This window comes from Sphingomonas sp. GW822-FHT03G08, assembly GCF_058801135.1.
In genome coordinates this window covers 388098-410197 of record NZ_JBXAMZ010000001.1, presented here as the reverse complement: position 1 = coordinate 410197, position 22100 = coordinate 388098, and the positions used below count along the sequence as shown (strand labels likewise).

Here is a 22100-nt window from a genome sequence, read left to right as displayed (position 1 = left end):
CGGCGTCCAGACATTCGAAAGGAGCTCGACCATGGACATCACCGGCAACACCATCCTGATCACCGGCGGCGGCACCGGCATCGGCCGCGCGCTTGCCGAGGCGCTGCATGCGCGGGGCAACAAAGTGATCGTCTCGGGACGCCGCGCCAGCGCGCTGGAGGAAGTCGCCGCCGCCAATCCGGGCATCGCCACCGCGACGCTCGACGTCTCCGATGCCGAGGACATTGCCCGCTTCGCCCGCGAGATCGTCGCGGCGCATCCGGCGCTCAACGTCGTGATCCATAATGCCGGGATCATGCAGGCCGAGAAGCTGGTCGCACCGGGATCGGACCTGGCCATCGCCGAAGCGACGATCGCCACCAACCTGCTCGGGCCGATCCGCCTCAACGCCGCGCTGCTGCCGCACCTGCTGGCCCAGCCCAGGGCGACGGTCGCCACGGTGAGCTCGGGCCTGGCCTTTGTCCCGCTCACTGCCACGCCGACCTATTCGGCGACCAAGGCGGCGATCCACAGCTGGAGCCAGTCGCTGCGCCACCAGCTCAAGGGCACCAGCGTCGAAGTGATCGAGATCGCGCCGCCGGCGGTGGCCACTGACCTGATGCCGGGCCATGCCGAGGACCCGCGCTCGATGCCGCTCGCCGACTATATCGCCGAGACGATGGCGCAGTTCGAGGCGGGCGCGGCCGAGAACCTGACCGAACGGGTCAAGTTCCTGCGCTTCGCCGAAGCGCGAGGGGACTATGCGCAGGTGTTCGCCGCGCTCAACGGGTAAGCGTCAGGCCATGCCGTTGAAGGCGAGATGGCTGATCGCATCCATCTCGACATCATATTCGGCGCCGAAGAAGCCGGGGCCGCCATCGCAGACCATGATTGGATGGCGACCCCGGCCCGGCTCGTACTGCTCGACCGAAGCCGGTGCGAAATTGCCGTAAATGAAGCGCTTTCCGCCGCGGACTATGCCCACATATTGGCGGATCCAGCCCTTGGGCGCGCTCTGGAGTACGAGCTCCTTATAGGCATAGGGACTCAGTGCCGCGACATGGAATGCGCCGGGAAGCTTCGCTTCAAGCCTGGCAATGTCCGCCACAGTCGGTGTCCAACCGCCTTCGCCGGGCTTCGGCACCGAGCGCGAGCATTGGCTAAGCAGCTCTCTCGCCCGCTCCGGCTCGAAGATCACGATGCCGCCCGATGGTGACGCGGTCTGCGGAAACAGCAACGCGAGCAACAGAGCCGCGCCACCGATCATGCTAGAGCGTCGCCTCGATCTCGCGCGCGGCGAGATCCGGGTCGGCGGCCTGGGTAATCGGGCGACCGACCACCAGGATCGAGGCACCGGCATCGAGCGCGGCGCGGGGGGTGACCACGCGCTTCTGGTCGCCGATCACGCCATTCGCCGGGCGCACGCCGGGGATGACGAAGAAGCCATCGTGCCAGATCTTCTTGGCCGCCGCGACTTCGTTGCCCGAGCAGACGATGCCGTCGACTCCCGAGGACTTGGCCAGTTCGGTCAGCCGCATCACCTGCTCATGCGGGTCGGGCTTGAGGCCGATCGAAGTGAGGTCGCTGTCGTCGAGGCTGGTGAGCATCGTCACCGCCACCACCTTGGTCCCGGTCGGTGCCGCGGCCTTGGCGTCTTCCAGCATCGCGCGGCCGCCGGCTGCGTGCACGGTCAGGATCGCCGGCTCGAGCGGGCGCAGCGCCTGGATCGCCTTGGCGACGGTGTTGGGGATGTCATGGAACTTCAGGTCGAGGAAGATCGGCAGGCCGATGTCATGCATCTCGTGCACGCCGGCGCGACCGTTCGCCATGAAGAATTCGAGGCCGAGCTTGATGCCCCCGACATGCGCCTTCACGCGTTGGGCGATGCTCTTGGCGCGCTCCAAGTCGGGCGTGTCGATCGCGACGTAGATGGGGCTCATCATGCGTCTCCCAGCGGCAGGCCGCCCTGGGGCGAAGCGGGGAGGACAGCTACGGGCTCGGGCGTGACCGGCGCGGGCTCTGGCATCGCATTGATTGCGCGCACATCGTTCAGCGCGCGCTCCAGTCCGGTGATCCGCTGCCGCATCCGCCAGCGCAGCGCATGATAGGCGAGCAGCACGGGCAGCAGCCCGGCGAGAAAGACGAGGATCAGGAGCAGCGGCAGGCTGAAATCGGCGATCAACCCGCTCCACAGGTGCACGTTCACGCGCTCGTCGCCATTATAGATCACGAAGCCCGCGACAAGGCCGCCCAGCAACAGCCAGAACAGCACCTTCAGAAACCGCATCCGTCTCCCTTCCCGCGTTAGGTCGAGGCGGTTCTATGCCGGGAAGCACGATTTGGCCAGCCTCAGCCGATCTCCGCCCGCAGCTCCGCGAACAGCCCGGGGATCCTGGTCAACCGCGGCTCCTCCTCGTCGAGGATCGCATGGAACATCCGCCGCTTGATCGCCGCCGTCCGCTCCTCCGACAGCCGCACCGCGGGATCGAGGGTGGAAAGGACGATGTCGATCAGCCGGTCCGCGCCGTGCAGGCGGCCCCAGAGATAGTCGTTCTCGCGGTATGCCCGGCTGAAAAAGGCACCGAAGCTGTTGAACTGGATGCCCTTGAGCGTCGCCTCGGCGCCGCCGGTGCGGATCGCCGTGGCGTCGTCGGGGGCGATGCGGTCCACCCGGATCGGGTCGAACTCGTCGACGCCCTCGCCCTGGAGCAACGGCAGCGTGGCGATGTCGTAGAAGGGGAAGCCGAGATGCGCGAGCAACATCGGCCGGCGCAGCTCCTTCGACAGCGTGCTCAGCCCCTCGGCCAGCCGCGCATCGGTCTCGCCATCCAGCTTCTTGAGCTGCATCCGCTCCGCCAGCCGATCGAGGATCGGGCCGGCATCGTCGGTCATCATACGGATCTCGTCGCGCAGATCGGCATAGGTGTCGGCGCGCTTGAGCTCGAGATAGCTGGCAAGCGAATCATAGATCGCCTCGCGCATCGGCCTGAGTTCGCCGTGGCTGGTCGGCAAGTCGATCTCGGTCAGGCGCCGGGCGAGCAGGCGCAGCCGACGGATTCGAAAGCCCAGGTCGTGCGCGCGCAGGAACTCCAGTGTCTCGGGCGAAGCGCCATTGGAATGCATCGCGCCGAACCGGTCCGCCCCGCGCGACTGGACCGCGGCGGCCAGTGCTTCGCGGATCTCGTGCAGCCGCTCAGGACCATGCTGCTCGCCGACCGTATAGAGCAGCCGCGCGGTTCGATCGATCGCGCCCTCGACCTTGAGCAGGCCGTAGGCCGTGTGCCCATAGCCCGCCTTGGCCGCCGCGGAGACCTGGGCGCGCTTGCGCCAGGCGGCGAGCCGCTTGGGGTTGGGATAGTCGAGCCACAGCGTGTAGCCGAACAGCGCCTCGACCTGGGTTTCGACATCGGCGCGGATCTCGGCGAGGATACCCAGCATCCGCTCGATCCGGTGCGAACGCCGTGCGATCTCGTCGAGATTGTCGCGGATCGGCTGCTCGCGCGGCAGCTCGGACAGCGCGCCGATAATCGTGGCGAAGAAGCCGGGGGGCGTCCCTTCGTCGCCGCCGTAAAAGTCGAAGCGGAAATTGGGGAAGGGATCGACGAAGACGAAGCGCCGGTCGACCTGGCGACGGGCGGGGCGTTCCTTCAGTGCTTCCATGGCCGGGCGGAAGGGCGCGTTGGCGAGCACCGATCCGTCGATCAGCACCGCCTTCTCGGCCTTGTTCTCCGCCCATTGGCGCGGCAGCACCCGCTCGAGGAACGCGCTGCGCTGCGGCCAGGCCTGTTTCCGCTCGGCGAGCAGGTCGTCCATCTCGGCCAGGGTCATCGGCGGGAAGGCGCCCGGGAAGCTGGAAGTGGCGCGCGCCGCGAAGGTGAGGCTCGGCGCGTCGGCGAACTTCTCGTCCGGATAGCCGCGATCGGTGAACGAGAAGACCAGCCGGTGTTCATTCTCCATGACGCTGGCCGGCGAATTGAGCCGCAGCGCCTCGGGATGGCCGCGGAAATCGGTGACGGTGACGAACAGGTCGAGCGGCTGCCCCTCGGGCAACAGACGCTTCTCCTTCGGCCCCTTGGCCATCGCGCCAAAGGCGTCGAGGATCGTGTTGGCCAGCCGCTTGCCGCCAAAGGGCGGCTCGAACCAGCGCGAGCGGACGAAATGCTCGAGCTTGGTGCGCACTTCCTCACGCGCGCCGGCTTCCACCGTCTCGTCGACCGTCTTGGAGCGATTGGCGACCAGCCAGGCGATCGGCACCGCCCATAGCTTGGCGAAGCGGTGCGACGGGCGCTGGCGCGGCTCGAGCAGCGCCTCGACATCGGCATTGTCCATCCACAGGTCGGTCAGCGGATCGAGCGACTGGCCGGTGGCGATCGCCTGGGCCAGGAACACCGTGTTGATCCCACCTGCGCTGGCGCCGGCCAGGATATCGACCAAAACGCGCAGGTTCACCCCGCAGCTCTCGCGGATCTCCTCGAGCAATTCGCGATAGACATCGGGGCCGCCATTGGCACCGTCGCGCTCGGCGCAACTCGCCCGGGCGAGGCGCCAGATCTCCTTGGTGATGCCGTGCATGTACACGGCCAGGCTGATCCCGCCGTAGCAGACCAGTGCGAGCCGCAGTTCCTTGTCGCGCGTTTCGGCCATTAGACCTTTATAGTCGCCCAGATGGGCAGGTGGTCGGACGCGGTGCGCGCCTGCAGGCTGTCGTGCACCCCGGCATCGGTTATGGTCAACTCCGGACTGGCCATGATCCGGTCGAGCCGCGCCATCGGGCGGCGGGCATGGAAGCTCTTGCCGGTGCTGGCGAATGCGTAATGGCTGGAGAAATCGCGAAGGCAGCCGGACTGGGCGCTCCATTCGTTCAGGTCGCCCATCAGGATCGTCGGATACTGGTGGGTGCTCGCCTGGAGGTGCGTGATGATCGCATGCGCCTGACGCCGCCGCCACAGGCCGGACAGATCCAGATGCATGCCGACCACCCGCACCACCGTTCCGCCGGCGAGCCGCACATCGGCCATCACCGCGCCGCGCGGCTCCAGCGCGGGCAGGTGGATCGCTTCGCAATCGAGGATCGTCGCGTCCTTGCGGACCAGCAGGGCATTGCCATGCCAGCCCATCGATCGCGCCTTGGTGCCGAAGGGCACGGGCTTGTAGTCGCTATGCTCGGAGAGCAGATGCTGGGTGAGCACAGCCGAACGCTCGCCGAAACGGCGATCGGCTTCCTGGAGCGCAACGATATCGGCGCCGATCTCGCAAAGCACCTGCAGCGTGCGCTCCGGGCGTCGACGGCGGTCGGTACCGATCGACTTGCGCATATTGTAGCTGGCGACCTTGATCATCGGCGCCCCTTATCGCGGGGGCGGGGGAAGTAGCGCAAGGGGTTCAGCTCGGATGCGCCTGCGCGCTTCCCTGGCTGGCCGCTTCCTGCGCCGCCGCGACGAGGCGGCGACCGGTCTCCTCGGCAGCCTGGGGCGTCATCGAAATGGCAACGCCATTCGGCCCGTCGAGCAACACCACGCCTTGCTCCGCAGTGGCCACGCCGGCCACTTCTTCCGGTTCTGCGGGCGAGATCTTCTGTCCCATGCTTCTTCCTTGTCCGCCGTGCCCGGCACAGGAGGATGAATGGGGAACTAACAAAGGTGAACAGGAAAATATCCGGGGCAAGCGACGAAAAAGCGCCGTTTTTTCAGCGCCCGCCGGCTTCGAGCAACCGGCGTGGAGCGGCCAGTTCCCAGCTCCGCGCAATCCGGTCGCCGACAAAGTCCCAATCGACATCGGGCCCGCCGAGCGCAATGCCGACCCAGCCCACCCCGAAATAGGCGACCTTCGAATAGGTCTCCGGCGCGATGCCGATCAGGTTCGGCCCTTCCTCGTCATCGGCGGTCTTCACCGCGACGATGGTGCGGCCATCGCCATGATGATCATGGCGGAACTGGGCGAACTGCTTGCCTGCGACAAAGAAGGTCGGCTGGCCATGGCTGGGGCGTTCCTCGGTCTCGGGAAGCTCCAGCGCGATCGCGCGGACCTGGACGAGGACAGCGTCTTGGTCGGGGCTCAGCGGCATCGCTTTTCCTTCACTCCGTGGGAATCTGCCAGGTGATGGGCGCGAGGACATAGCTTCGTACCGGGTCTCCCTGTTCGTTGCGGGCTGGTTCGAAGCGGGCACGCTGCATCACCAGCCCGCAGGTGTGGCTGTCCAGGGCGGGAAAGCCGGTGCTCTGCCTGATTTCGCACGCGGTCGGTTCACCCGATGCCGAAATCTGGATGGTGACGACGATGCGCCCCTGCGCGCCCGCCGCGATCAGGGCGGCCGGATAATCGTCCGGCCCGACAATAGCGGTGAGCAGCCGCGGCGGCACCGCCGGTCGCGCGGGCAGGGGGGCGGGCTTGAACGGTTCCGGCGCCCTGGTCGGGACGGCGACGAAGCCGCCGGGCTTCCTGTCGTCGCCGGTTGTCCGGGGCGGAACGGCTTGCGCGGCGGCGGGTACGGCCGGAGCGGCGGCAGTGCCGATAGCGAAGAGAATCCGGATCGAGTGTCGGTTCAGCGGCATAGGAACTCGGCGACTACCCTTGGGTAGAGCCGATGTTCCTCCTTCAGCACGCGCTGCGCAAGGCTTTCAACCGTGTCGCCGGGCAGGATCGCCACTTCGGCCTGGCCGAGCACTTCGCCGGCGTCGAGCTCCTCGGTGACGATATGCACCGATGCGCCGCCATGGCTGTCCCCCGCCGCGATCGCACGGGCATGGGTATCGAGGCCCTTGTACTTGGGCAGCAGCGAGGGATGGATGTTGACGATCCGTCCGCGCCAGCGCGCGACGAAATCGTCGGTGAGCAGGCGCATGTATCCGGCGAGTGCGATCGCCTCGACCCCGGCCTCGCGCAGCGCCGCGTCGATCTTCGCTTCATATTCGGCCTTGGGCATGCCCTTGGGGCTCTGCGCGAAGGTGGCGACCCCCTGCTCGGCGGCCCAGGCAAGGCCTTCGGCCGCCGGCTTGTCACTGGCGACGAGCGCGACTTCATAGGGGCAGTCGGCAGCTTTCGCGGCCTCGACAAGCGCGGCCATGTTCGAACCGCGCCCGGAAATCAGGATGCCGAGCTTCTTACGCATTGTGGGTGGCGGACCACTCCCCGCGCGCGCTCCAGGTCTCGCCACCGCCGAACACGGTGCAGCCGCGTTCGCCCTCGACGACTTCGCCGATCACGAACACTTCCTCGCCCGCGTCATAGAGTTCCGCCTTCACCGCTTCCGCCACGTCGGGCGAGACCACCGCGACCATGCCGATGCCGCAGTTGAAGGTGCGCGCCATTTCCTCGGGCTCGATATTCCCCTGCGCCTGGAGGAAGGCCATCAGGCGGGGCAGCGGCCACGAACCGGCGTCGATCCGTGCATGGCAGCCTTCGGGCAGCACGCGCGGGACATTCTCGAGCAGGCCGCCGCCGGTGATGTGCGCCAGGCCGTGGATCGTGCCCTTGCGAAGTTGCGGAAGCAGGCTTTGCACATAGATGCGGGTCGGCGCCATCAGCGCATCGAGCAGGATCACTTCCTGATCGAACAGCGCCGGGCGGTCCATCTTCCAGCCCTTGTCGGCGGCGAGGCGTCGGACCAGCGAGAATCCGTTCGAGTGCACGCCGGTCGAGCCCAGGCCGAGCAGCACGTCTCCCGGGCGGATCGCAGAACCGTCGAGCAGACGGTCGCGCTCGACTGCGCCGACGCAGAAACCGGCCAGGTCATAGTCCTCATCGGCGTACATGCCCGGCATCTCGGCGGTCTCGCCACCGATCAGCGCGCAGCCGGCCTGGCGGCAGCCCTCGGCGATGCTGGCGATCACGCGCTCGGCGGTCTCGGGCACCAGCTTGCCGCTGGCATAATAGTCGAGGAAGAACAGCGGCTCGGCGCCCTGGACGATCAGATCGTTGGCGCACATCGCGACCAGGTCGACGCCGACGCCGTCATGCGCGTTGTAATCGATCGCGAGCTTGAGCTTGGTGCCCACGCCGTCGTTCGCCGCGACCAGCAGCGGATCGGTGAACCCGGCCGCCTTCAGGTCGAACACGCCGCCGAACCCGCCGAGATCGGCATCGGCACCGGCGCGGCGCGTGGACTTGGCGAGCGGGCCGATCGCCCGGACCAGCGCGTTGCCGGCCGCGATCGAGACACCCGCCTGGGCGTAGGTATAGTTCTTCTGGTCGCTCATGCGGCGCGCATAGCGCCGACTTCGCCCCGCGTCACCCCGGCAGTACCGCAACCGTCACCCAATAAGCGTCATCCCCGCGAAGGCGGCGATCCAGAGCCAGGCAGCGCAGACCTTTGTGACCCTGGATCCCCGCCTTCGCGGGGATGACGGAAAAGGAGTGTAGGGCCGCACCCTGCACATGACGCTTGGATTTCCCCGCGCCCTTCGCCAAAAGGGCCGTCGCATGACCCTTGCCCGCAAATCCCTCACCATCGGCATTGCCTCCGCGCTCGCGCTTGCGGGGCTCGGTGCCGTGCTCGCCGAAGGGGAGAAGGCCGCGGGCGGCAGCGCCGTGCCGATCGACGCCTCGGGCAGCTTCGAAGTCTCGGGCGTCGATGTCGACGTCAAGGGCAAGGATGCCGATGCCGCGCGCTATGGCGGCTGGCGGCTCGCCCAGCGCAAGGGCTGGGAGATGCTGTCGCGCAAGCTGACCGGCAAGCCCTCCAGCATGTCCGATTCGGCGCTCGATTCGCTGGTAACCGGCATCGTTGTCGAGAAGGAGCAGATCGGACCGACGCGCTATATCGCGCGCCTCAGCGTGCTGTTCGATCGCAACAAGGCGGGCAGCATCCTCGGTGTGTCGGTCGCAGTGAACCAGTCGCCGCCGATGCTGATCGTCCCGCTCGAATATTCGGGCGGATCGGGCCTGGTCTTCGAACGCGAGACCGCCTGGGCCAAGGCGTGGAACCGCTTCAAGAGCGGCGGCAGCACGGTCGATTATGTTCGCGTCCAGGGCAACGGCCCCGATTCGATGCTGCTCAACGCCGGCCAGGTGCTGCGCCGCGGCCGCAACTGGTGGCGCTCGGTGCTCGACCAATATGGCGCCGCCGACGTGCTCATCGCCGAAGTGCAGATCCGCCGCGAATATCCGGGTGGGCCGATCATCGGCATCTTCTCCGCCACCCATGGTCCCGATCGCCAGAAGATCGCGGACTTCGCCCTGCGCGTCGACAATGGCGATTCGCTCGACACGCTGATGGACGCCGGCGTGCAGCGCCTCGACAAGGCCTATCAGCAGGCGCTGGCGCTCGGCCTGCTCGGCACGGACCGGCTGCTTGCCACCCGTCCGCCCGCGCCCAAGACCGAGGAAGAGAAGCCCACGGACGAAGCGACCGAAGTCGCGACGCCCACGCCCGATGCCGGCGCGATCAACGCTGCCAGCACCAGCGGCGTGAATATCCAGTTCGACACGCCCAATGTCGGTGCGGTCAATGCCGGCGAGGCGGCGCTGCGCGGCATTCCGGGCGTGCGCTCGGCGGTCACCTCCAGCCTTGCGCTGGGCGGCATCTCGGTGATGCGCGTCTCGTTCGACGGCCAGATCGCGTCGCTGCGCGCCCAGCTTGAGGCGCGCGGCTGGAGTGTCCAGGAAGGGGCGGGGGTCCTCCGCATCCGCCGCCCGGGCAATGGCGGGGGCGGGGCGGGGCAACAGCCGATACCGGCCCCCACCGGCACCGGCACACCAGCTCCGAACGGCGGATGACGCAGCTTCGCCTGCCGCTTGGACTGCCCGAGGCGCGCGAGACGGAATTCCTGGTCAGCGACTCCAACGCCCGCGCGGTCCATCAGCTCGAACATTGGGGCACCTGGCCCGTCATGTCGGCGCTGCTCGTGGGGCCGCGCAAGTCCGGCCGCAGCCTGCTCGCGCGCATCTTCGCGGCGAAGACGGGCGCGCGCATCTTCGACGATGCCGATCTCGGCAAGGAAGCGGAGGTGTTCCACGCCTGGAACCAGGCCCAGGCCGATCACCGCCCGCTGCTGATCATCGCCCAGGCCGCGCCGCCGGCATGGGCGGTCAAGCTGCCCGACCTCAAGTCGCGCCTCGCCGCTTCGCCGCTGCTCGAGATCGGCCCGCCCGACGACGAACTCATTCCCCAGCTGCTCGAACGCGCCTTCGAGCGGCACCTGCTCCACGCCAAGCCCGACGTGATCGCCTGGATCGCGAAGCGCATCGAGCGCAGCCATATCGCGATCCTGCGCGTTGCCGATGCGCTGGAGCTGGAGGAAAGCCGGCGCTTGTCGATCCCGAGCGTGCGCGCCACATTGATCGAAGCTGGTCTCATAACCGCAACGGAGGGCGACTAACGGCATGGTCAAGGCAGCGAAACAGCGCGCCGATGAAGGGGTTTCGATGACCGAATTGCCGGACACTTCCGTACGTTACTTCAATCGCGAGCTAAGCTGGCTGGCCTTCAACCGCCGGGTGATGGAAGAGGCGACCAACCCCGCCCATCCGCTGCTCGAGCGGCTGCGCTTCCTGTCGATCTCCGGCTCGAACTTCGACGAGTTCTTCATGGTCCGCGTCGCCGGCCTGATGGGCCAGCAGCTCCAGAAGGTGGAGACCCGCTCGGTCGATGGCCTCACCCCGGGCCAGCAGCTCGACGCCATCTCGGCCGAGGCCGAGGCGCTGGCCGACAACCAGCAGGCGGTGTGGACCAGCATCCGCGCCGATCTGCTCGAAACCGATATCCATGTCCTCGACGCCAATGCGATCGAAGGCGAGACCGAGGCCTGGCTGGAAACCCATTTCCGCGACCAGATCTTCCCGATCCTGACGCCCCAGGCGCTCGATCCCGCGCACCCGTTCCCGTTCATCCCCAACCAGGGATCGAGCGTGATCTTCGATCTCGTCCGCAAGTCGGATCGCGAGCCGGTGCGCGAGCTGGTCCTGCTGCCCACCGCGATCAAGCGCTTCGTCCGGCTTCCCGGCAACCCGGCGCGCTATGTCGCGGTCGAGGCGGTGCTCAAGCATTTCTCGCACCTGCTCTTCCCGGGCTATGAATCGCGTGGGGCGGCTGCATTCCGCGTGCTGCGCGACAGCGACATCGAGATCGAGGAAGAGGCCGAGGACCTGGTCCTGACCTTCCGCTCGGCGATCAAGCGCCGCCGGCGCGGCCGGGTGATCCGTCTCGAGATGGAGGAGAGCATCTCGCCGGAGCTGGAGGCGGTGCTCAAGGAGGAACTGGGCGGCAGCGAAGCGCTGCTCACCGAAACCGGCGGTTTCCTCGGCATCGGCGACCTGGCGATGCTGGTCGACGAGGACCGGCCCGACCTGAAGTTCACCCCCTATACGCCGCGCTTCCCCGAGCGGATCCGCGAATATGGCGGCGATTGCTTCGCGGCGATCAAGGCCAAGGACATCGTCGTCCACCACCCTTATGAGAGCTTCGACGTCGTCATCTCGTTCCTGCAGCAGGCGGCATCCGATCCGGACGTGGTGGCGATCAAGCAGACGCTCTACCGAGCAGGCAAGCAGCCCGCCGTGATCAACGCGCTGATCGCCGCGGCCGAGGCCGGCAAGTCGGTCACCGCGGTTGTCGAATTGAAAGCCCGCTTCGACGAGGAGCAGAATCTCTATTGGGCGACTGCGCTGGAGCGGGCGGGCGTCCAGGTCGTCTATGGCTTCATTGACTGGAAGACCCATGCCAAGGTCTCGATGGTCGTGCGGCGCGAGGGCAATGGCTATCGCACCTATTGCCACTTCGGCACCGGCAACTACCACCCGATCACCGCCCGTATCTACACCGACATCAGCTTCTTCACCGCCGATCCGCGGGTGGGCCGCGATGCCGCGCAGATCTTCAACTATGTCACCGGCTATGTGGAGCCGCACGGGCTGGAACTGATCGGCATCTCCCCGCGCGACCTGCGCAACCGTCTGGTCGGGCTGATCGATGACGAGATCGCCCATGCCCGCGCCGGCCGCCCGGGCCAGCTCTGGGCCAAGATGAACTCGCTGGTCGACCCCGCCGTGATCGAGAAGCTCTACGAGGCGAGCAATGCCGGAGTGGAGATCGAGCTGGTGATCCGCGGCATCTGCTGCCTGCGCCCCGGCGTTCCCGGCATGTCCGAGAACATCAAGGTCAAGTCGATCGTCGGCCGCTTCCTCGAGCACAGCCGCATCTGGGCGTTCGGCAACGGCAAGGCGCTGCCCAATGACGGCGCCAAGGTCTACATCTCCTCGGCCGACTGGATGCAGCGCAACTTCGATCGCCGGGTGGAATTCATGCTCCCGATCCTCAACAAGACGGTGCACGACCAGGTGCTCGATCAGGTGATGGTGGCGAACTTGCTGGACAATGAGCAGAGCTGGGTGCTCGGCAGCGACGGGCACTATACCCGCATCACCCCCGGCGAGGATGCGAACTTCAACCTGCACCGCTATTTCATGACCAACCCGTCGCTTTCGGGCCGCGGCGCCGCGCTCGACGCACGCAAGCCGGTCCCCAAGCTCCAGCTGAAGCGCAAGGCGAGGACCAGGGCCAAGGCATGACGACATTGCCGTTCCGCAAGGCGCGCACGAAGCCATCCGTTGTCGAGGATCGTACCGCGATCATCGATATCGGCTCCAACTCGGTGCGCCTCGTGGTCTATCAGGGCTCCGCGCGCCTGCCGGCGACGCTGTTCAACGAGAAGGTGATGGCCGGCCTCGGCCGCGGCCTGGCCGAGACCGGGGCGATCGAGCCCGCCAGCATGGCCGCCGCCCGCGGCGCGCTGTCGCGCTTCTCGGCGCTCGCCCGCGAGATGCAGGTCGGTGAGCTGCGAACCGTCGCCACCGCCGCCGTCCGCGATGCTTCCAACGGACGCGAGCTGATCGAAACGGCGCGCAACCTCGGGCTCGAGGTCGAGACATTGTCGGGCGAGGAAGAGGCGATGGCCGCCGGCCTCGGCGTGCTTTCGGGCATTCCCGAGGCGGACGGCATCGTCGGCGATCTCGGCGGCGGCTCGCTCGAGCTCGTCCGCGTCGTTGCCGGCACGGTCACCGATCGCGTGTCCTTCCCGCTCGGCGTCCTGCGCCTCGGCGCGATCCGCGCGGAGGGCAAGGCCGCGCTGGAGCGCAAGGTCGCACGGCTGCTCGGCGATGCCGGGTGGAAGGGGCGGGGGAAGGGGCTGCCCTTCTATCTCGTCGGCGGTTCCTGGCGCAGCCTTGCCCGGCTCGACATGCACCTGAAGCATTATCCGCTGCCGATCGCCCACCAGTACCCGATGGCCGTCGCGCGGATCGGCGAGCTGGCCAGCTCGATCGCCGCCATGCCCAAGGCGGACCTCAAGGCGATCCCCAATCTCTCCAGCGCCCGCGCCGGCTCGCTGGAGGACGCCGCTCTGCTCCTGTCCCAGGTGCTCAAGCAGCTCGGCAGCAAGGGCACGATCGTCTCGGCCTATGGCCTGCGCGAGGGGCTGCTCTACCAGCGCCTCTCGCCCGAACTGCGCCAGCAGGACCCGCTGATCGCCGCTACCCGCGACGAAGGCGAGCGGCTCGGCCGCTTCCCCGAGCATGGCGACCTGCTCGACCAGTGGATCGCTCCGCTCTTCGCCGGTGAGCCGCCCGAGATGGCCCGGCTGCGCCACGCCGCCTGCCAGCTCGTCGATGTCGGCTGGCACGCCAATCCCGAATTCCGTGCCGAACGCGGCCTCGACGCGGCGCTGCACGGCAATTGGGTGGCGATCGACTCGATGGGCCGCGCCGCACTCGGCCAGGCGCTCTACACCGCCCTCGGCGGCGGGCTCGACACGCCGGCGCCGCTCCCCCAGCTCGCCGATGACGATACGCTCTGGCGCGCCAAGCTCTGGGGGCTCGCCATCCGCCTCGGCCAGCGCCTGTCGGGCGGCGTCGCTGCGCCGATCAAGCGCTCGGAGCTGCACATGGACGAAGAGACGCTGGCGCTATGCCTCGATCCCGAGGATGAGGCCCTCTACGGCGAAGCGGTCGAGAAACGCCACAAGGCGTTGGCCGCGGCGTTCGGCAAGGAGCCGATCCTCGAAGTCTAGTAACATGGCGTTCATGTCGCCCCCGCAATGAATCAGCGCTGTGTAAGGCGTAGGGAGGGACGACTTGATGAGGATCGACAGACGCGCGCTGCTGCAGGGTGGCGCGGCCATTGGGATGACCGCACTGGCACCGCTGCCCGGCTGGGCAAAGGGCCATCCGGACGACGCGAAGATCGACGCCTTCGTTAAGGACAATGGCTTTGCCGGCACGATCCTTCGCGCCAAGGCCGGCAAGCAAGTCTATGTCCGCAATTTCGGGCTGGCGAACATCGCCACCAAGGCGCCGGTGACCACCGACACGGTCTACGGTATCGCCTCGATCTCGAAATTCCTCACCACGGTGACCATCCTCAAGCTGGCCGAGGCAGGTAAGGTCGCGCTTGACGCGCCCATCGCGACCTTGCTTCCCGGCTATCGCGCCGATACCGGCGCCAAGGTTCAGCTCGCGCATCTTCTGTCCAACACCAGCGGCATACCCAATGGATTCATGCCCGAGCTCAAGACCGAGCCCGACCTGGTCACCCGCGACATCGGCACTGCGGAATCGGTCCGCCGCTTCTGCTCGGGCGACCTGATCTTCGAGCCGGGCAGCAAGTTCGACTATCTGCTGACGAACTGGTTCATCGTCGTCGCGATCGTCGAGACGGCGACCGGCAAACCCTTCCAGCAGGCGATGCGCGAGATCACGCTCGATCCGCTCGGCCTTGCCCATACCACCGCCGCGCTCGGCACCGAGAACCAGCCCGGCTCGGCCCTGTCCTATCGCACCGTCGATCCGGTGGTCGAATGGCCCAATCCGCGGACGCCGGTGATGGCGGCCTCGGGCGGCTATTTCAGCAACGCGGCCGACCTGCTGCGCGCCGGTCATGCAGTGTTCGACAAGGGGTTCGTCTCGCCCGCCTCGCTCAGGGCGCTGCGCACGGTGCGCGTCGCCGAGCAGGACTATTCGCTCGGCGGCCGGGTGCGGACGATGACGATCGCCGGCAAGCCGGTCGAGGCGGCGTGGGAAACCGGCCGTACCGCCGGCTATCGCAGCCTGCTCGCGCACCGCTACGACACGCAGGAAAGCATCGTCCTGCTCAACAATACCGGCATCTCGCAAAAGGCGATCGACCTGTTCGCCGACGACCTGTTCGGCGCCGCGCCCAGGGTCTGAGCGCCTCTAGACGCAGCGCAGCCCGCTGATCCGCCCGCGCTGGTTGACGTCCACCGTCAGCCGGTCGCGGCGGAAATCCATCGTCACGGCCTCGCCTGGACGCACCACGCGCACGCTCGAGGCGCCGCTGCGTGCCCGCAGCCGTGGCTGGAGCTGCGGCGACATCGGCGCGCCGATAAAGCGCTGTACCACACCGGCATTGCAGATGCGCGGCCCCGGCATCGGCGTGGGCCTGCCGTCGTTCATGCAGCCGGCAACCAGCAGGGCAGTCGCGATCGTTCCGATGGCGCGCATGTCTCTCTCCTCGGTCGCCCCCCGGCGGCGCGGCTTATAACCCGGATGCGTAACGAAGGGGAGGGCACGAGGTGCTTAACCCGGTGCTTACCCGCGGGGCACGGTTCGATGCGAAACCTCGGCCCTGATGATAGCCGTCCCCGGCGAAGGCCGGGGAGCAGGTAAGAAGGACGCCGCTTACCCGCAGCGGGCCGAGCCGATCTTGCCGTCGGTGCCGAGATGCAGGTTCAGCCGGTCGGGGCGGAAATCCATCGTCATCATCGATTCCGGCGTCAGCCAGCGCACCGTCTTCGCGCCCGACAGCTTGAGCGCCTCGGCCTCGACTTCGGGACTGCGCGTCTTGCCGACCAGGTCGCCCAGCTTCGACGCATTGCACTCCACGCCCGGGATCGCCTCGGGCGGCGTCTTCGGGGTGCAGGCACCGGTCATCACCAGGGCAACAGCGGCAGGCAGGACGAGGCGAATCATGCGGTGGGTTCCTCGGTACGGGTCATCTTGAGCTTACCATTCTTGACGGTGAACCCCAGCTGACCCTCGACCAGGTTGAGCGCGTCGCGGCCGAACTGCTCGTAGCGCCAGCCCTCCAGGATCGCGAGCCCGTCGCGCACCCCCGCGGCCAGCGACTCGAGATCGTCCGAGCGGGCGAGCAGGCGGGGCGCCACGTTGATCTCCTTGGCGCGGATCTTGAGCAGCAGCTTGAGCAGGTCAGCGACCAGCGCGCCGTCCTTGCCGAGCGAGGGCTTGCGATCGTCGCGCGGCGGCATCTCGGCGGTCGACATCGGCTCGGAACCGTCGAGCGCCGCCATCAGCCGCCCGCCGATATCGTTGCCCGCCCAGGCGGCGGAGAGCCCGCGCACCTTGCCCAGGTCGCTCTGCTTGCGCGGCGGGTTGCCGGCGAGGTCGGCCAGCGTCTCGTCCTTGACGATGCGGCCGCGCGGCAGGTCCTTGCCCTGCGCCTCGAGCTCGCGCCAGCGGGCGAGCGCCTTCAGGCGGCCGAGCACTTCCGGCTTGCGGCTGGAAACGCGCACGCGCTGCCAGGCCTCGTCCGGGTCGTTATGATAGTTCTCGGGATCGGCGAGCCGCTCCATCTCCTGGTCGAGCCAGGCACCGCGACCGGTTTTCTTAAGCTTCTCCAGCATCTTGGGGAAGATCTTGGAGAGGTGGGTCACGTCGGCGATGGCGTAGTCGATCTGGCGCTTGTCGAGCGGGCGGCGGCTCCAGTCGGTGAAGCGGGCACCCTTGTCGATGGTGAAGCCCAGATAGGTGTCGACCAGGTTCGAATAGCCGATCTGCTCGCCAAGCCCGAGCGCCATCGCGGCGACCTGGGTGTCGAACAGCGGGTGCGGGGTCTTGCCCGTCAGGTTGTAGACGATCTCGATGTCCTGGCCGCCGGCATGGAAGACCTTCAGCACCTCCTCATTGTCGACCATCAGGTCGAGCAGGGGGGTGAGATCGATTCCCGGTGCCATCGGATCGATCGCCGCGGCTTCTTCGTCGTCGGCGATCTGGATCAGGCAAAGTTCGGGCCAATAGCTGTTTTCGCGCATGAACTCGGTGTCCACGCAGACGTAAGGCTTGTTGGCGAGGCGGGCGCAGAGGTTGGCGAGAGTCGCGCTGTCTTCAATCAGACCATGGATATGCATCCTAGGCCCATAGACCGGTCTTCGGGTTGACAAAAGTGGGGTCTGCAAGGAATGCGCGCCCACGCTAATTTATTCGTCATCCCCGCGCAGGCGGGGATCCAGAGCCCAAGGCAACATCGCTCGTGACCCTGGACCCCCGCCTTCGCGGGGGTGACGAGCAAGGGAAAGACCGGAAATGCACGCCTATCGCACGCACACCTGCGCCCAGCTCCGCGCCGAACATGTCGGCCAGGAAGTCCGCCTTTCGGGCTGGGTCCACCGCAAGCGCGACCATGGCGACCTGGTCTTCATCGATCTGCGCGACCATTATGGCATCACCCAGATCGTCACCGAAGTGGACGGTCCGGCCTTCCAGGTGATCGAGTCGCTGCGCAGCGAATCGGTCGTGACGATGACCGGCAAGGTCGTCGCGCGCTCGGCCGAGGCGGTGAACCCGAACCTCCCCACCGGCGAAGTCGAGATCCGCGTCACCGAGGCGAAGATCCAGAGCCAGGCGCAGGAACTGCCGCTGCCGGTGTTCGGCGATGCCGAATATCCCGAGGAAATCCGCCTGCGGAACCGCTTCCTCGATCTGCGCCGCGAGAAGGTCCACAAGAACATCATGCTGCGCTCGAGCGTCATCGCCTCGCTGCGCCGCCGGATGATCGACCAGGGCTTCACCGAGTTCCAGACGCCGATCCTCACTGCGTCCTCGCCCGAAGGCGCCCGCGACTATCTCGTTCCGTCGCGCGTCCACCCGGGCAAGTTCTACGCGCTCCCGCAGGCGCCGCAGATGTTCAAGCAGCTGCTGATGGTCGCCGGCTTCGACAAGTATTTCCAGATCGCGCCCTGCTTCCGCGACGAGGACGCCCGCGCCGATCGCTCGCCTGGCGAGTTCTACCAGCTCGATTTCGAGATGAGCTACGTCACCCAGGACGACGTGTTCGCCGCGATCGAGCCGGTGCTGCACGGCGTGTTCGAGGAATTCGCCGACTGGGAAGGCATGGGCCGCAGCGTCTCGGCGCTTCCGTTCAAGCGCATCCCGTACCGCGAATCGATGCTGAAGTACGGCAACGACAAGCCCGACCTGCGCAACCCGCTGCTGATCACCGACGTGAGCGAGTTCTTCAAGGGCTCGGGCTTCGGCCGCTTCGCCTCGATCGTCGAGGGCGGCGATGTCGTCCGCGCCATCCCGGCGCCGAACACGCATGAGAAGAGCCGCAAGTTCTTCGACGACATGAACAGCTGGGCCCAGTCGGAAGGCTTTCCGGGCCTCGGCTATGCCACCCAGAAGGACGGCGTGTTCGGCGGCCCGATCGCCAACAACCACGGCCAGGAAGGCATGAAGGCGATTGCCGACGCGATGGGCCTCGGTCCGAACGACGGCATCTTCTTCGCCGCCGGCAAGGAAGCCCAGGCCGCCAAGCTCGCCGGCCTCGCGCGCACCCGCGCCGCCGAGCAGCTCGAGCTGATCGACAAGAAGCGCTTCGAATTCTGCTGGATCGTCGACTTCCCGATGTTCGAGTATGACGAGGACGCCAAGAAGGTCGATTTCAGCCACAACCCCTTCTCGATGCCGCAGGGCGAGCTGGAAGCGCTGGAGACCAAGGACCCGCTCGACATCCTGGCGTACCAGTATGACATCGTCTGCAACGGCATCGAGCTGTCCTCGGGCGCGATCCGGAACCACCGTCCAGAGATCATGTACAAGGCGTTCGAGATCGCCGGCTACACCCAGGCGGACGTCGACACCAACTTCGCCGGCATGATCAACGCGTTCAAGTTCGGCGCCCCGCCGCACGGCGGCTCGGCCCCGGGCGTGGACCGCATCGTCATGCTGCTCGCCGACGAGCCGAACATCCGCGAAGTCATCGTCTTCCCGATGACGCAGAAGGCCGAGGACCTGATGATGCAGGCCCCGTCCTATGTCAGCGAGAAGCAGCTCAAGGAGCTCAACATCCGCCTGGCGCCGCAGGTCGCGGCGGACCTCGCCAAGAAGGGCACCGACGGCATCGTCGATCCCTCGGCGGGCTGAGTTTCGCGGTCGCGTGACCGCCCTCTCTGTTCCCCGGCGAAAGCCGGGGAACAGAATTACAAGGGGCCTCTCGCCCGCTTGAAGTTATAAAACTTCAACCTACAGACATAAAACTACAACCAAGATCAGCAATCCGGCCGACAGAGTCGGGACGCAGGAGTAGCAATGTCTGAAGACAACACCGCGCGGGCGCGTGCCCGGGCGGAGGCGACCATTGGGCTCGCCGACCTGTTCACGATCGGTATCGGCCCGTCGAGCTCGCACACCGTCGGCCCGATGCGCGCCGCCGCGGCCTTTGCGGAAGCGGCGCTCGATCGCGGAACGCCGACCGCCGTCTCCTGCGAACTCTATGGCTCGCTCGCCCTTACCGGGCGCGGCCACGCGACCGATATCGCGACGATCCTCGGCCTTGCCGGCTACCAGCCCGAGAGCGTCGATCCCGACGCGGTGAACACGATCGTCGACACGATCCGCGCCGAGCAGCAGCTGGCGCTGGGCGGCCACGTCGTGGTGCCATTCGTCGAGGGCCGCCACCTGATCTTCCGCGACGACAAGTTCCTGCCGGCCCACCCGAACGGCATGCGCTTCGTGGCGCACTATCCCGAGGGCGAGCCTTGGGAGACCTTCTACTATTCGATCGGCGGCGGTGCGATCGTCGAGGGTGGCTGCGAGGCGCCGCAGACCAACGTCAAGTTGCCCTTCGCCTTCACCTCGGGCGCCGAGCTGCTCGCCGTGGCGGCCGCGCAGGACGCCAGCATCGCCGATATCGTCCGCGCCAACGAAGCCGCCTGGCGCGATGACGCCGAGACCGACGCGTTCCTCGACAGCCTGCGCGCCGCGATGTCGGCCTGTATCGATCGCGGCATGCGCGGGGAGGGGGAGCTGCCCGGCGGCCTCAAGGTCAAGCGCCGCGCCCGCGATCTTCACCAGCGGCTGATGGCGCGCGGACCGCGCAGCGATCCGTCGCTTGTGTTCGACTGGGTCAGCCTCTGGGCGCTCGCCGTGAACGAGGAGAACGCCGCCGGCGGCCGCGTCGTCACGGCGCCCACCAATGGCGCGGCGGGGGTGATCCCGGCGGTGTTGCGCTACTACGAGACCTTCTGCGCCAACCCCACGCCCGCGGGTTCGCGAACCTTCCTGCTGACCACCGCGGCGATCGGTTTCCTCTACAAGAAGCGCGCCTCGATCTCGGCAGCCGAGATGGGCTGCCAGGGCGAAGTCGGCGTCGCCTGCTCGATGGCCGCCGCCGGCCTGGCCGCGGCGCTCGGCGCAACCAACGCCCAGATCGAGAACGCCGCCGAGATCGGCATGGAGCATAATCTCGGCCTCACCTGCGATCCGATCGGCGGCCTCGTCCAGATCCCCTGTATCGAGCGCAACACGATGGGCGCGATCAAGGCGATCAACGCCGCCTATCTCGCCATGCATGGCGACGGCAGCCATGTCGTCAGCCTCGACGCGGTGATCGAGACGATGCGCCAGACCGGCGAGGACATGCGCTCCAAGTACAAGGAGACGGCCCAGGGCGGCCTGGCGGTGAACGTCGTCGCCTGCTGAGGCCGCTCAGTTCGGCCGGGGCGAGACGCGCAGCACGCGCCCGGTGCCGGTATCCTCGAGCACCCAGATCGCCCCGTCCGAGCCTTCGCGGACATCGCGGATGCGCGCGTGGAGCGGCAACCGGGCGACTTCGGCCGCGCTCGTCCCGTTGAACTTGACGAACACCAGCCCCTGCGACTGCAGGCCGCCCATGATCGCATAGCCGGCCCATTGCCGGAACATCTTGCCCGAATAGATGATCATGCCCGCCGGCGCGATCACCGGGTCCCAATAGGTCACCGGCGCCACATAGCCGTCGCCGGTCGCCGGCTTGGGGATCAGCCCGCCGTCATAGTTGTTGCCCCAGGAGACTTTCGGCCAGCCATAATTGCCGCCGGGAACGATCAGGTTGAGCTCGTCGCCGCCCTTGGGACCCATTTCGTGCTGCCACTGGCGCCCGGCGGCATCGAACGCGATGCCATAGGGATTGCGATGCCCGAGCGTCCAGATCTCCGGCATCGCACCGGGCGTCTTCACAAAGGGATTGTCCGGCGGGATCGTGCCGTCGGCGAACAGCCGGATCGTCTTGCCCAGCGTATTGGACAGGTCCTGCGCCGGATCGAAGGTCGCGCGCTCGCCGGTGGTGATGAACAGATATTTGCCGTCCGGCGAGAAGGCGAGCTTGCCGCCGAACTGGCCGGCAGTGGTCGTCTTGGTCTGCCTCCAGATGGTCTTGAAATTCTCGAAGCGCGGCTCGCCATCGGTCGGCAACACCAGCTCCGCCGTCGCCACGGCGAGCCCTTCCGCTCCGTTGGTACCCGGCTCGTCGAAGCTGATGACCACCTTGTGCGACGTGGCGTAATCGGCGCTCAGTATGATGTCGAACGCGCGGAAACCCTTGGGCAGGCCGGCAAGCGGCGCGGAATAGGACCCGTTCTGGGCAACCAGCCGGATCCCGTCAAAGGCCTGGGTCACTAGGAGGCGCCCGTCGGGAATGAAGTTGATCGCCCAAGGATATTCGAAGGCAGCGATCGGCGCGATGTCGACGGTCACGCCGTCGCTGGTGGTCGCGGTTTCCTTGGGCACCGGCGTGGGCGTGGGGGTGGGAGTCGGCGTCGGGCTGACCGTCGGCGCCGGGGTCGGGCCGGCAACGCCGCCGCTGGGTCCGGAGCCGGTGCCGCCACCGCCGCTGCAGGCGGCAAGCGCCATCACGCACGCGCAAGGGCCTGCGCCCAGACGCCACATCGAACCGATTTTCATGAAATCCCCCAAGAACGCTGAAACCCGGAGCGCAGCTCCGCAGCGGAAAAAGCATATAATTCAGCTATTATTCAAGGGAAGTTGCGACGATTTTCATTCGTCACGCGCCCAATTTCATCCGAAATGGTGTGGTTGACGCATGATAGGGCGCATGTCCGGGCACCACTGGCCGCCGCCGGGCCGCTGCGGTATCCGAAATGGCCGGCACATCCGGCGGG

At 67.2% G+C, this 22100-nt stretch carries 22 protein-coding genes; 8 read left to right on the top strand and 14 right to left on the bottom strand.

The window, feature by feature from the left end; genetic code table 11:
• Window positions 1-31 precede the first annotated feature (31 nt).
• Window positions 32-772 carry an SDR family oxidoreductase gene (locus AC1RJ5_RS01645; protein ID WP_493111353.1) on the top strand — a complete coding sequence of 247 codons (741 nt, stop codon included), beginning with the start codon at window positions 32-34 and terminating at the stop codon, window positions 770-772.
• A gap of 3 nt (window positions 773-775) precedes the next feature.
• On the opposite strand, the gene AC1RJ5_RS01640 is transcribed toward AC1RJ5_RS01645, so the two are convergent.
• From AC1RJ5_RS01640 to purM, 10 genes are all read right to left on the bottom strand, one after another.
• On the bottom strand, window positions 776-1246 hold the full coding sequence (locus AC1RJ5_RS01640; RefSeq protein ID WP_493111351.1) for a hypothetical protein: 471 nt from the start codon (window positions 1244-1246) through the stop codon (window positions 776-778).
• A gap of 1 nt (window position 1247) precedes the next feature.
• Window positions 1248-1922 carry an orotidine-5'-phosphate decarboxylase gene (pyrF, locus tag AC1RJ5_RS01635; RefSeq protein WP_269575376.1) on the bottom strand — a complete coding sequence of 225 codons (675 nt, stop codon included), beginning with the start codon at window positions 1920-1922 and terminating at the stop codon, window positions 1248-1250.
• Window positions 1919-2266 carry a LapA family protein gene (locus AC1RJ5_RS01630; RefSeq protein ID WP_493111348.1) on the bottom strand — a complete coding sequence of 116 codons (348 nt, stop codon included), beginning with the start codon at window positions 2264-2266 and terminating at the stop codon, window positions 1919-1921. The genes pyrF and AC1RJ5_RS01630 overlap by 4 nt, the downstream gene beginning before the upstream one ends.
• A 62-nt stretch (window positions 2267-2328) precedes the next feature.
• A complete protein-coding gene (locus AC1RJ5_RS01625; protein ID WP_269575378.1) occupies window positions 2329-4623 on the bottom strand; it encodes a patatin-like protein in 2295 nt (764 codons plus the stop codon).
• Window positions 4623-5318, bottom strand: a complete 696-nt coding sequence (locus AC1RJ5_RS01620; RefSeq protein WP_269575379.1) for an endonuclease/exonuclease/phosphatase family protein — start codon at window positions 5316-5318, stop codon at window positions 4623-4625. The genes AC1RJ5_RS01625 and AC1RJ5_RS01620 overlap by 1 nt, the downstream gene beginning before the upstream one ends.
• Before the next feature lie 43 nt (window positions 5319-5361).
• Entirely contained in the window at window positions 5362-5562 is a 201-nt protein-coding gene (locus AC1RJ5_RS01615; RefSeq protein WP_269575380.1) for a hypothetical protein, read from the bottom strand.
• A 103-nt stretch (window positions 5563-5665) separates the two neighbouring features.
• The gene (locus AC1RJ5_RS01610; protein WP_269575381.1) at window positions 5666-6043 is read right to left on the bottom strand and encodes an MmcQ/YjbR family DNA-binding protein; all 378 of its coding nucleotides are present in this window, start codon (window positions 6041-6043) and stop codon (window positions 5666-5668) included.
• Window positions 6044-6053: 10 nt separating this feature from the next.
• The gene (locus tag AC1RJ5_RS01605; RefSeq protein WP_269575382.1) at window positions 6054-6530 is read right to left on the bottom strand and encodes an energy transducer TonB; all 477 of its coding nucleotides are present in this window, start codon (window positions 6528-6530) and stop codon (window positions 6054-6056) included.
• Window positions 6521-7087, bottom strand: coding sequence for a phosphoribosylglycinamide formyltransferase (purN, locus tag AC1RJ5_RS01600; RefSeq protein WP_493111344.1), 567 nt, complete (start codon window positions 7085-7087; stop codon window positions 6521-6523). The genes AC1RJ5_RS01605 and purN overlap by 10 nt, the downstream gene beginning before the upstream one ends.
• Entirely contained in the window at window positions 7080-8174 is a 1095-nt protein-coding gene (gene purM / locus AC1RJ5_RS01595; RefSeq protein WP_269575384.1) for a phosphoribosylformylglycinamidine cyclo-ligase, read from the bottom strand. Before purM ends, purN begins: the two co-directional genes overlap by 8 nt.
• A gap of 223 nt (window positions 8175-8397) precedes the next feature.
• On the opposite strand from purM, the gene AC1RJ5_RS01590 reads away from it, so the two are divergent.
• The 5 genes from AC1RJ5_RS01590 (at window position 8398) to AC1RJ5_RS01570 (ending at window position 15135) form a co-directional block, all read left to right on the top strand.
• Complete coding sequence (locus tag AC1RJ5_RS01590; RefSeq protein ID WP_269575385.1) at window positions 8398-9693, top strand: heavy-metal-associated domain-containing protein; 1296 nt, start codon at window positions 8398-8400, stop codon at window positions 9691-9693.
• Window positions 9690-10295 carry a P-loop NTPase family protein gene (locus tag AC1RJ5_RS01585; protein WP_493111341.1) on the top strand — a complete coding sequence of 202 codons (606 nt, stop codon included), beginning with the start codon at window positions 9690-9692 and terminating at the stop codon, window positions 10293-10295. The genes AC1RJ5_RS01590 and AC1RJ5_RS01585 overlap by 4 nt, the downstream gene beginning before the upstream one ends.
• A 46-nt stretch (window positions 10296-10341) precedes the next feature.
• The gene (locus AC1RJ5_RS01580; RefSeq protein ID WP_269575387.1) at window positions 10342-12483 is read left to right on the top strand and encodes an RNA degradosome polyphosphate kinase; all 2142 of its coding nucleotides are present in this window, start codon (window positions 10342-10344) and stop codon (window positions 12481-12483) included.
• A complete protein-coding gene (locus AC1RJ5_RS01575) occupies window positions 12480-13979 on the top strand; it encodes a Ppx/GppA phosphatase family protein (RefSeq protein ID WP_342249773.1) in 1500 nt (499 codons plus the stop codon). Before AC1RJ5_RS01580 ends, AC1RJ5_RS01575 begins: the two co-directional genes overlap by 4 nt.
• Window positions 13980-14046: 67 nt before the next feature.
• Window positions 14047-15135 (top strand): serine hydrolase domain-containing protein, encoded by a 1089-nt coding sequence (locus AC1RJ5_RS01570; RefSeq protein WP_342249772.1) that lies wholly within the window; start codon window positions 14047-14049, stop codon window positions 15133-15135.
• 6 nt (window positions 15136-15141) lie between these two features.
• Here AC1RJ5_RS01570 and AC1RJ5_RS01565 read toward each other — a convergent pair whose 3' ends face one another.
• The 3 genes from AC1RJ5_RS01565 to rnd form a co-directional block, all read right to left on the bottom strand.
• Window positions 15142-15429, bottom strand: coding sequence for an I78 family peptidase inhibitor (locus AC1RJ5_RS01565; protein WP_269575390.1), 288 nt, complete (start codon window positions 15427-15429; stop codon window positions 15142-15144).
• A 177-nt stretch (window positions 15430-15606) separates the two neighbouring features.
• A complete protein-coding gene (locus tag AC1RJ5_RS01560) occupies window positions 15607-15897 on the bottom strand; it encodes an I78 family peptidase inhibitor (protein WP_269575391.1) in 291 nt (96 codons plus the stop codon).
• Window positions 15894-17072, bottom strand: a complete 1179-nt coding sequence (gene rnd, locus AC1RJ5_RS01555) for a ribonuclease D (protein WP_269575392.1) — start codon at window positions 17070-17072, stop codon at window positions 15894-15896. Before rnd ends, AC1RJ5_RS01560 begins: the two co-directional genes overlap by 4 nt.
• A 175-nt stretch (window positions 17073-17247) precedes the next feature.
• On the opposite strand from rnd, the gene aspS reads away from it, so the two are divergent.
• Together aspS and AC1RJ5_RS01545 are read left to right on the top strand one after the other, a co-directional pair.
• The gene (gene aspS / locus AC1RJ5_RS01550) at window positions 17248-19086 is read left to right on the top strand and encodes an aspartate--tRNA ligase (RefSeq protein ID WP_493111336.1); all 1839 of its coding nucleotides are present in this window, start codon (window positions 17248-17250) and stop codon (window positions 19084-19086) included.
• A gap of 165 nt (window positions 19087-19251) precedes the next feature.
• A complete protein-coding gene (locus AC1RJ5_RS01545) occupies window positions 19252-20643 on the top strand; it encodes an L-serine ammonia-lyase (RefSeq protein ID WP_269575394.1) in 1392 nt (463 codons plus the stop codon).
• A gap of 6 nt (window positions 20644-20649) precedes the next feature.
• Here AC1RJ5_RS01545 and AC1RJ5_RS01540 read toward each other — a convergent pair whose 3' ends face one another.
• Window positions 20650-21831, bottom strand: coding sequence for a PQQ-dependent sugar dehydrogenase (locus tag AC1RJ5_RS01540; RefSeq protein ID WP_184165977.1), 1182 nt, complete (start codon window positions 21829-21831; stop codon window positions 20650-20652).
• Window positions 21832-22100: the final 269 nt, after the last annotated feature.

Coding starts and splice junctions, on each gene's coding strand:
- AC1RJ5_RS01645 (WP_493111353.1), top strand. CDS start 32: ATGGACATCACCGGCAACACCATCCTGATCACCGGCGGCGGCACCGGC.
- AC1RJ5_RS01640 (WP_493111351.1), bottom strand. CDS start 1,246: ATGATCGGTGGCGCGGCTCTGTTGCTCGCGTTGCTGTTTCCGCAGACC.
- pyrF (WP_269575376.1), bottom strand. CDS start 1,922: ATGATGAGCCCCATCTACGTCGCGATCGACACGCCCGACTTGGAGCGC.
- AC1RJ5_RS01630 (WP_493111348.1), bottom strand. CDS start 2,266: ATGCGGTTTCTGAAGGTGCTGTTCTGGCTGTTGCTGGGCGGCCTTGTC.
- AC1RJ5_RS01625 (WP_269575378.1), bottom strand. CDS start 4,623: ATGGCCGAAACGCGCGACAAGGAACTGCGGCTCGCACTGGTCTGCTAC.
- AC1RJ5_RS01620 (WP_269575379.1), bottom strand. CDS start 5,318: ATGATCAAGGTCGCCAGCTACAATATGCGCAAGTCGATCGGTACCGAC.
- AC1RJ5_RS01615 (WP_269575380.1), bottom strand. CDS start 5,562: ATGGGACAGAAGATCTCGCCCGCAGAACCGGAAGAAGTGGCCGGCGTG.
- AC1RJ5_RS01610 (WP_269575381.1), bottom strand. CDS start 6,043: ATGCCGCTGAGCCCCGACCAAGACGCTGTCCTCGTCCAGGTCCGCGCG.
- AC1RJ5_RS01605 (WP_269575382.1), bottom strand. CDS start 6,530: ATGCCGCTGAACCGACACTCGATCCGGATTCTCTTCGCTATCGGCACT.
- purN (WP_493111344.1), bottom strand. CDS start 7,087: ATGCGTAAGAAGCTCGGCATCCTGATTTCCGGGCGCGGTTCGAACATG.
- purM (WP_269575384.1), bottom strand. CDS start 8,174: ATGAGCGACCAGAAGAACTATACCTACGCCCAGGCGGGTGTCTCGATC.
- AC1RJ5_RS01590 (WP_269575385.1), top strand. CDS start 8,398: ATGACCCTTGCCCGCAAATCCCTCACCATCGGCATTGCCTCCGCGCTC.
- AC1RJ5_RS01585 (WP_493111341.1), top strand. CDS start 9,690: ATGACGCAGCTTCGCCTGCCGCTTGGACTGCCCGAGGCGCGCGAGACG.
- AC1RJ5_RS01580 (WP_269575387.1), top strand. CDS start 10,342: ATGACCGAATTGCCGGACACTTCCGTACGTTACTTCAATCGCGAGCTA.
- AC1RJ5_RS01575 (WP_342249773.1), top strand. CDS start 12,480: ATGACGACATTGCCGTTCCGCAAGGCGCGCACGAAGCCATCCGTTGTC.
- AC1RJ5_RS01570 (WP_342249772.1), top strand. CDS start 14,047: ATGAGGATCGACAGACGCGCGCTGCTGCAGGGTGGCGCGGCCATTGGG.
- AC1RJ5_RS01565 (WP_269575390.1), bottom strand. CDS start 15,429: ATGCGCGCCATCGGAACGATCGCGACTGCCCTGCTGGTTGCCGGCTGC.
- AC1RJ5_RS01560 (WP_269575391.1), bottom strand. CDS start 15,897: ATGATTCGCCTCGTCCTGCCTGCCGCTGTTGCCCTGGTGATGACCGGT.
- rnd (WP_269575392.1), bottom strand. CDS start 17,072: ATGCATATCCATGGTCTGATTGAAGACAGCGCGACTCTCGCCAACCTC.
- aspS (WP_493111336.1), top strand. CDS start 17,248: ATGCACGCCTATCGCACGCACACCTGCGCCCAGCTCCGCGCCGAACAT.
- AC1RJ5_RS01545 (WP_269575394.1), top strand. CDS start 19,252: ATGTCTGAAGACAACACCGCGCGGGCGCGTGCCCGGGCGGAGGCGACC.
- AC1RJ5_RS01540 (WP_184165977.1), bottom strand. CDS start 21,831: ATGGCGCTTGCCGCCTGCAGCGGCGGTGGCGGCACCGGCTCCGGACCC.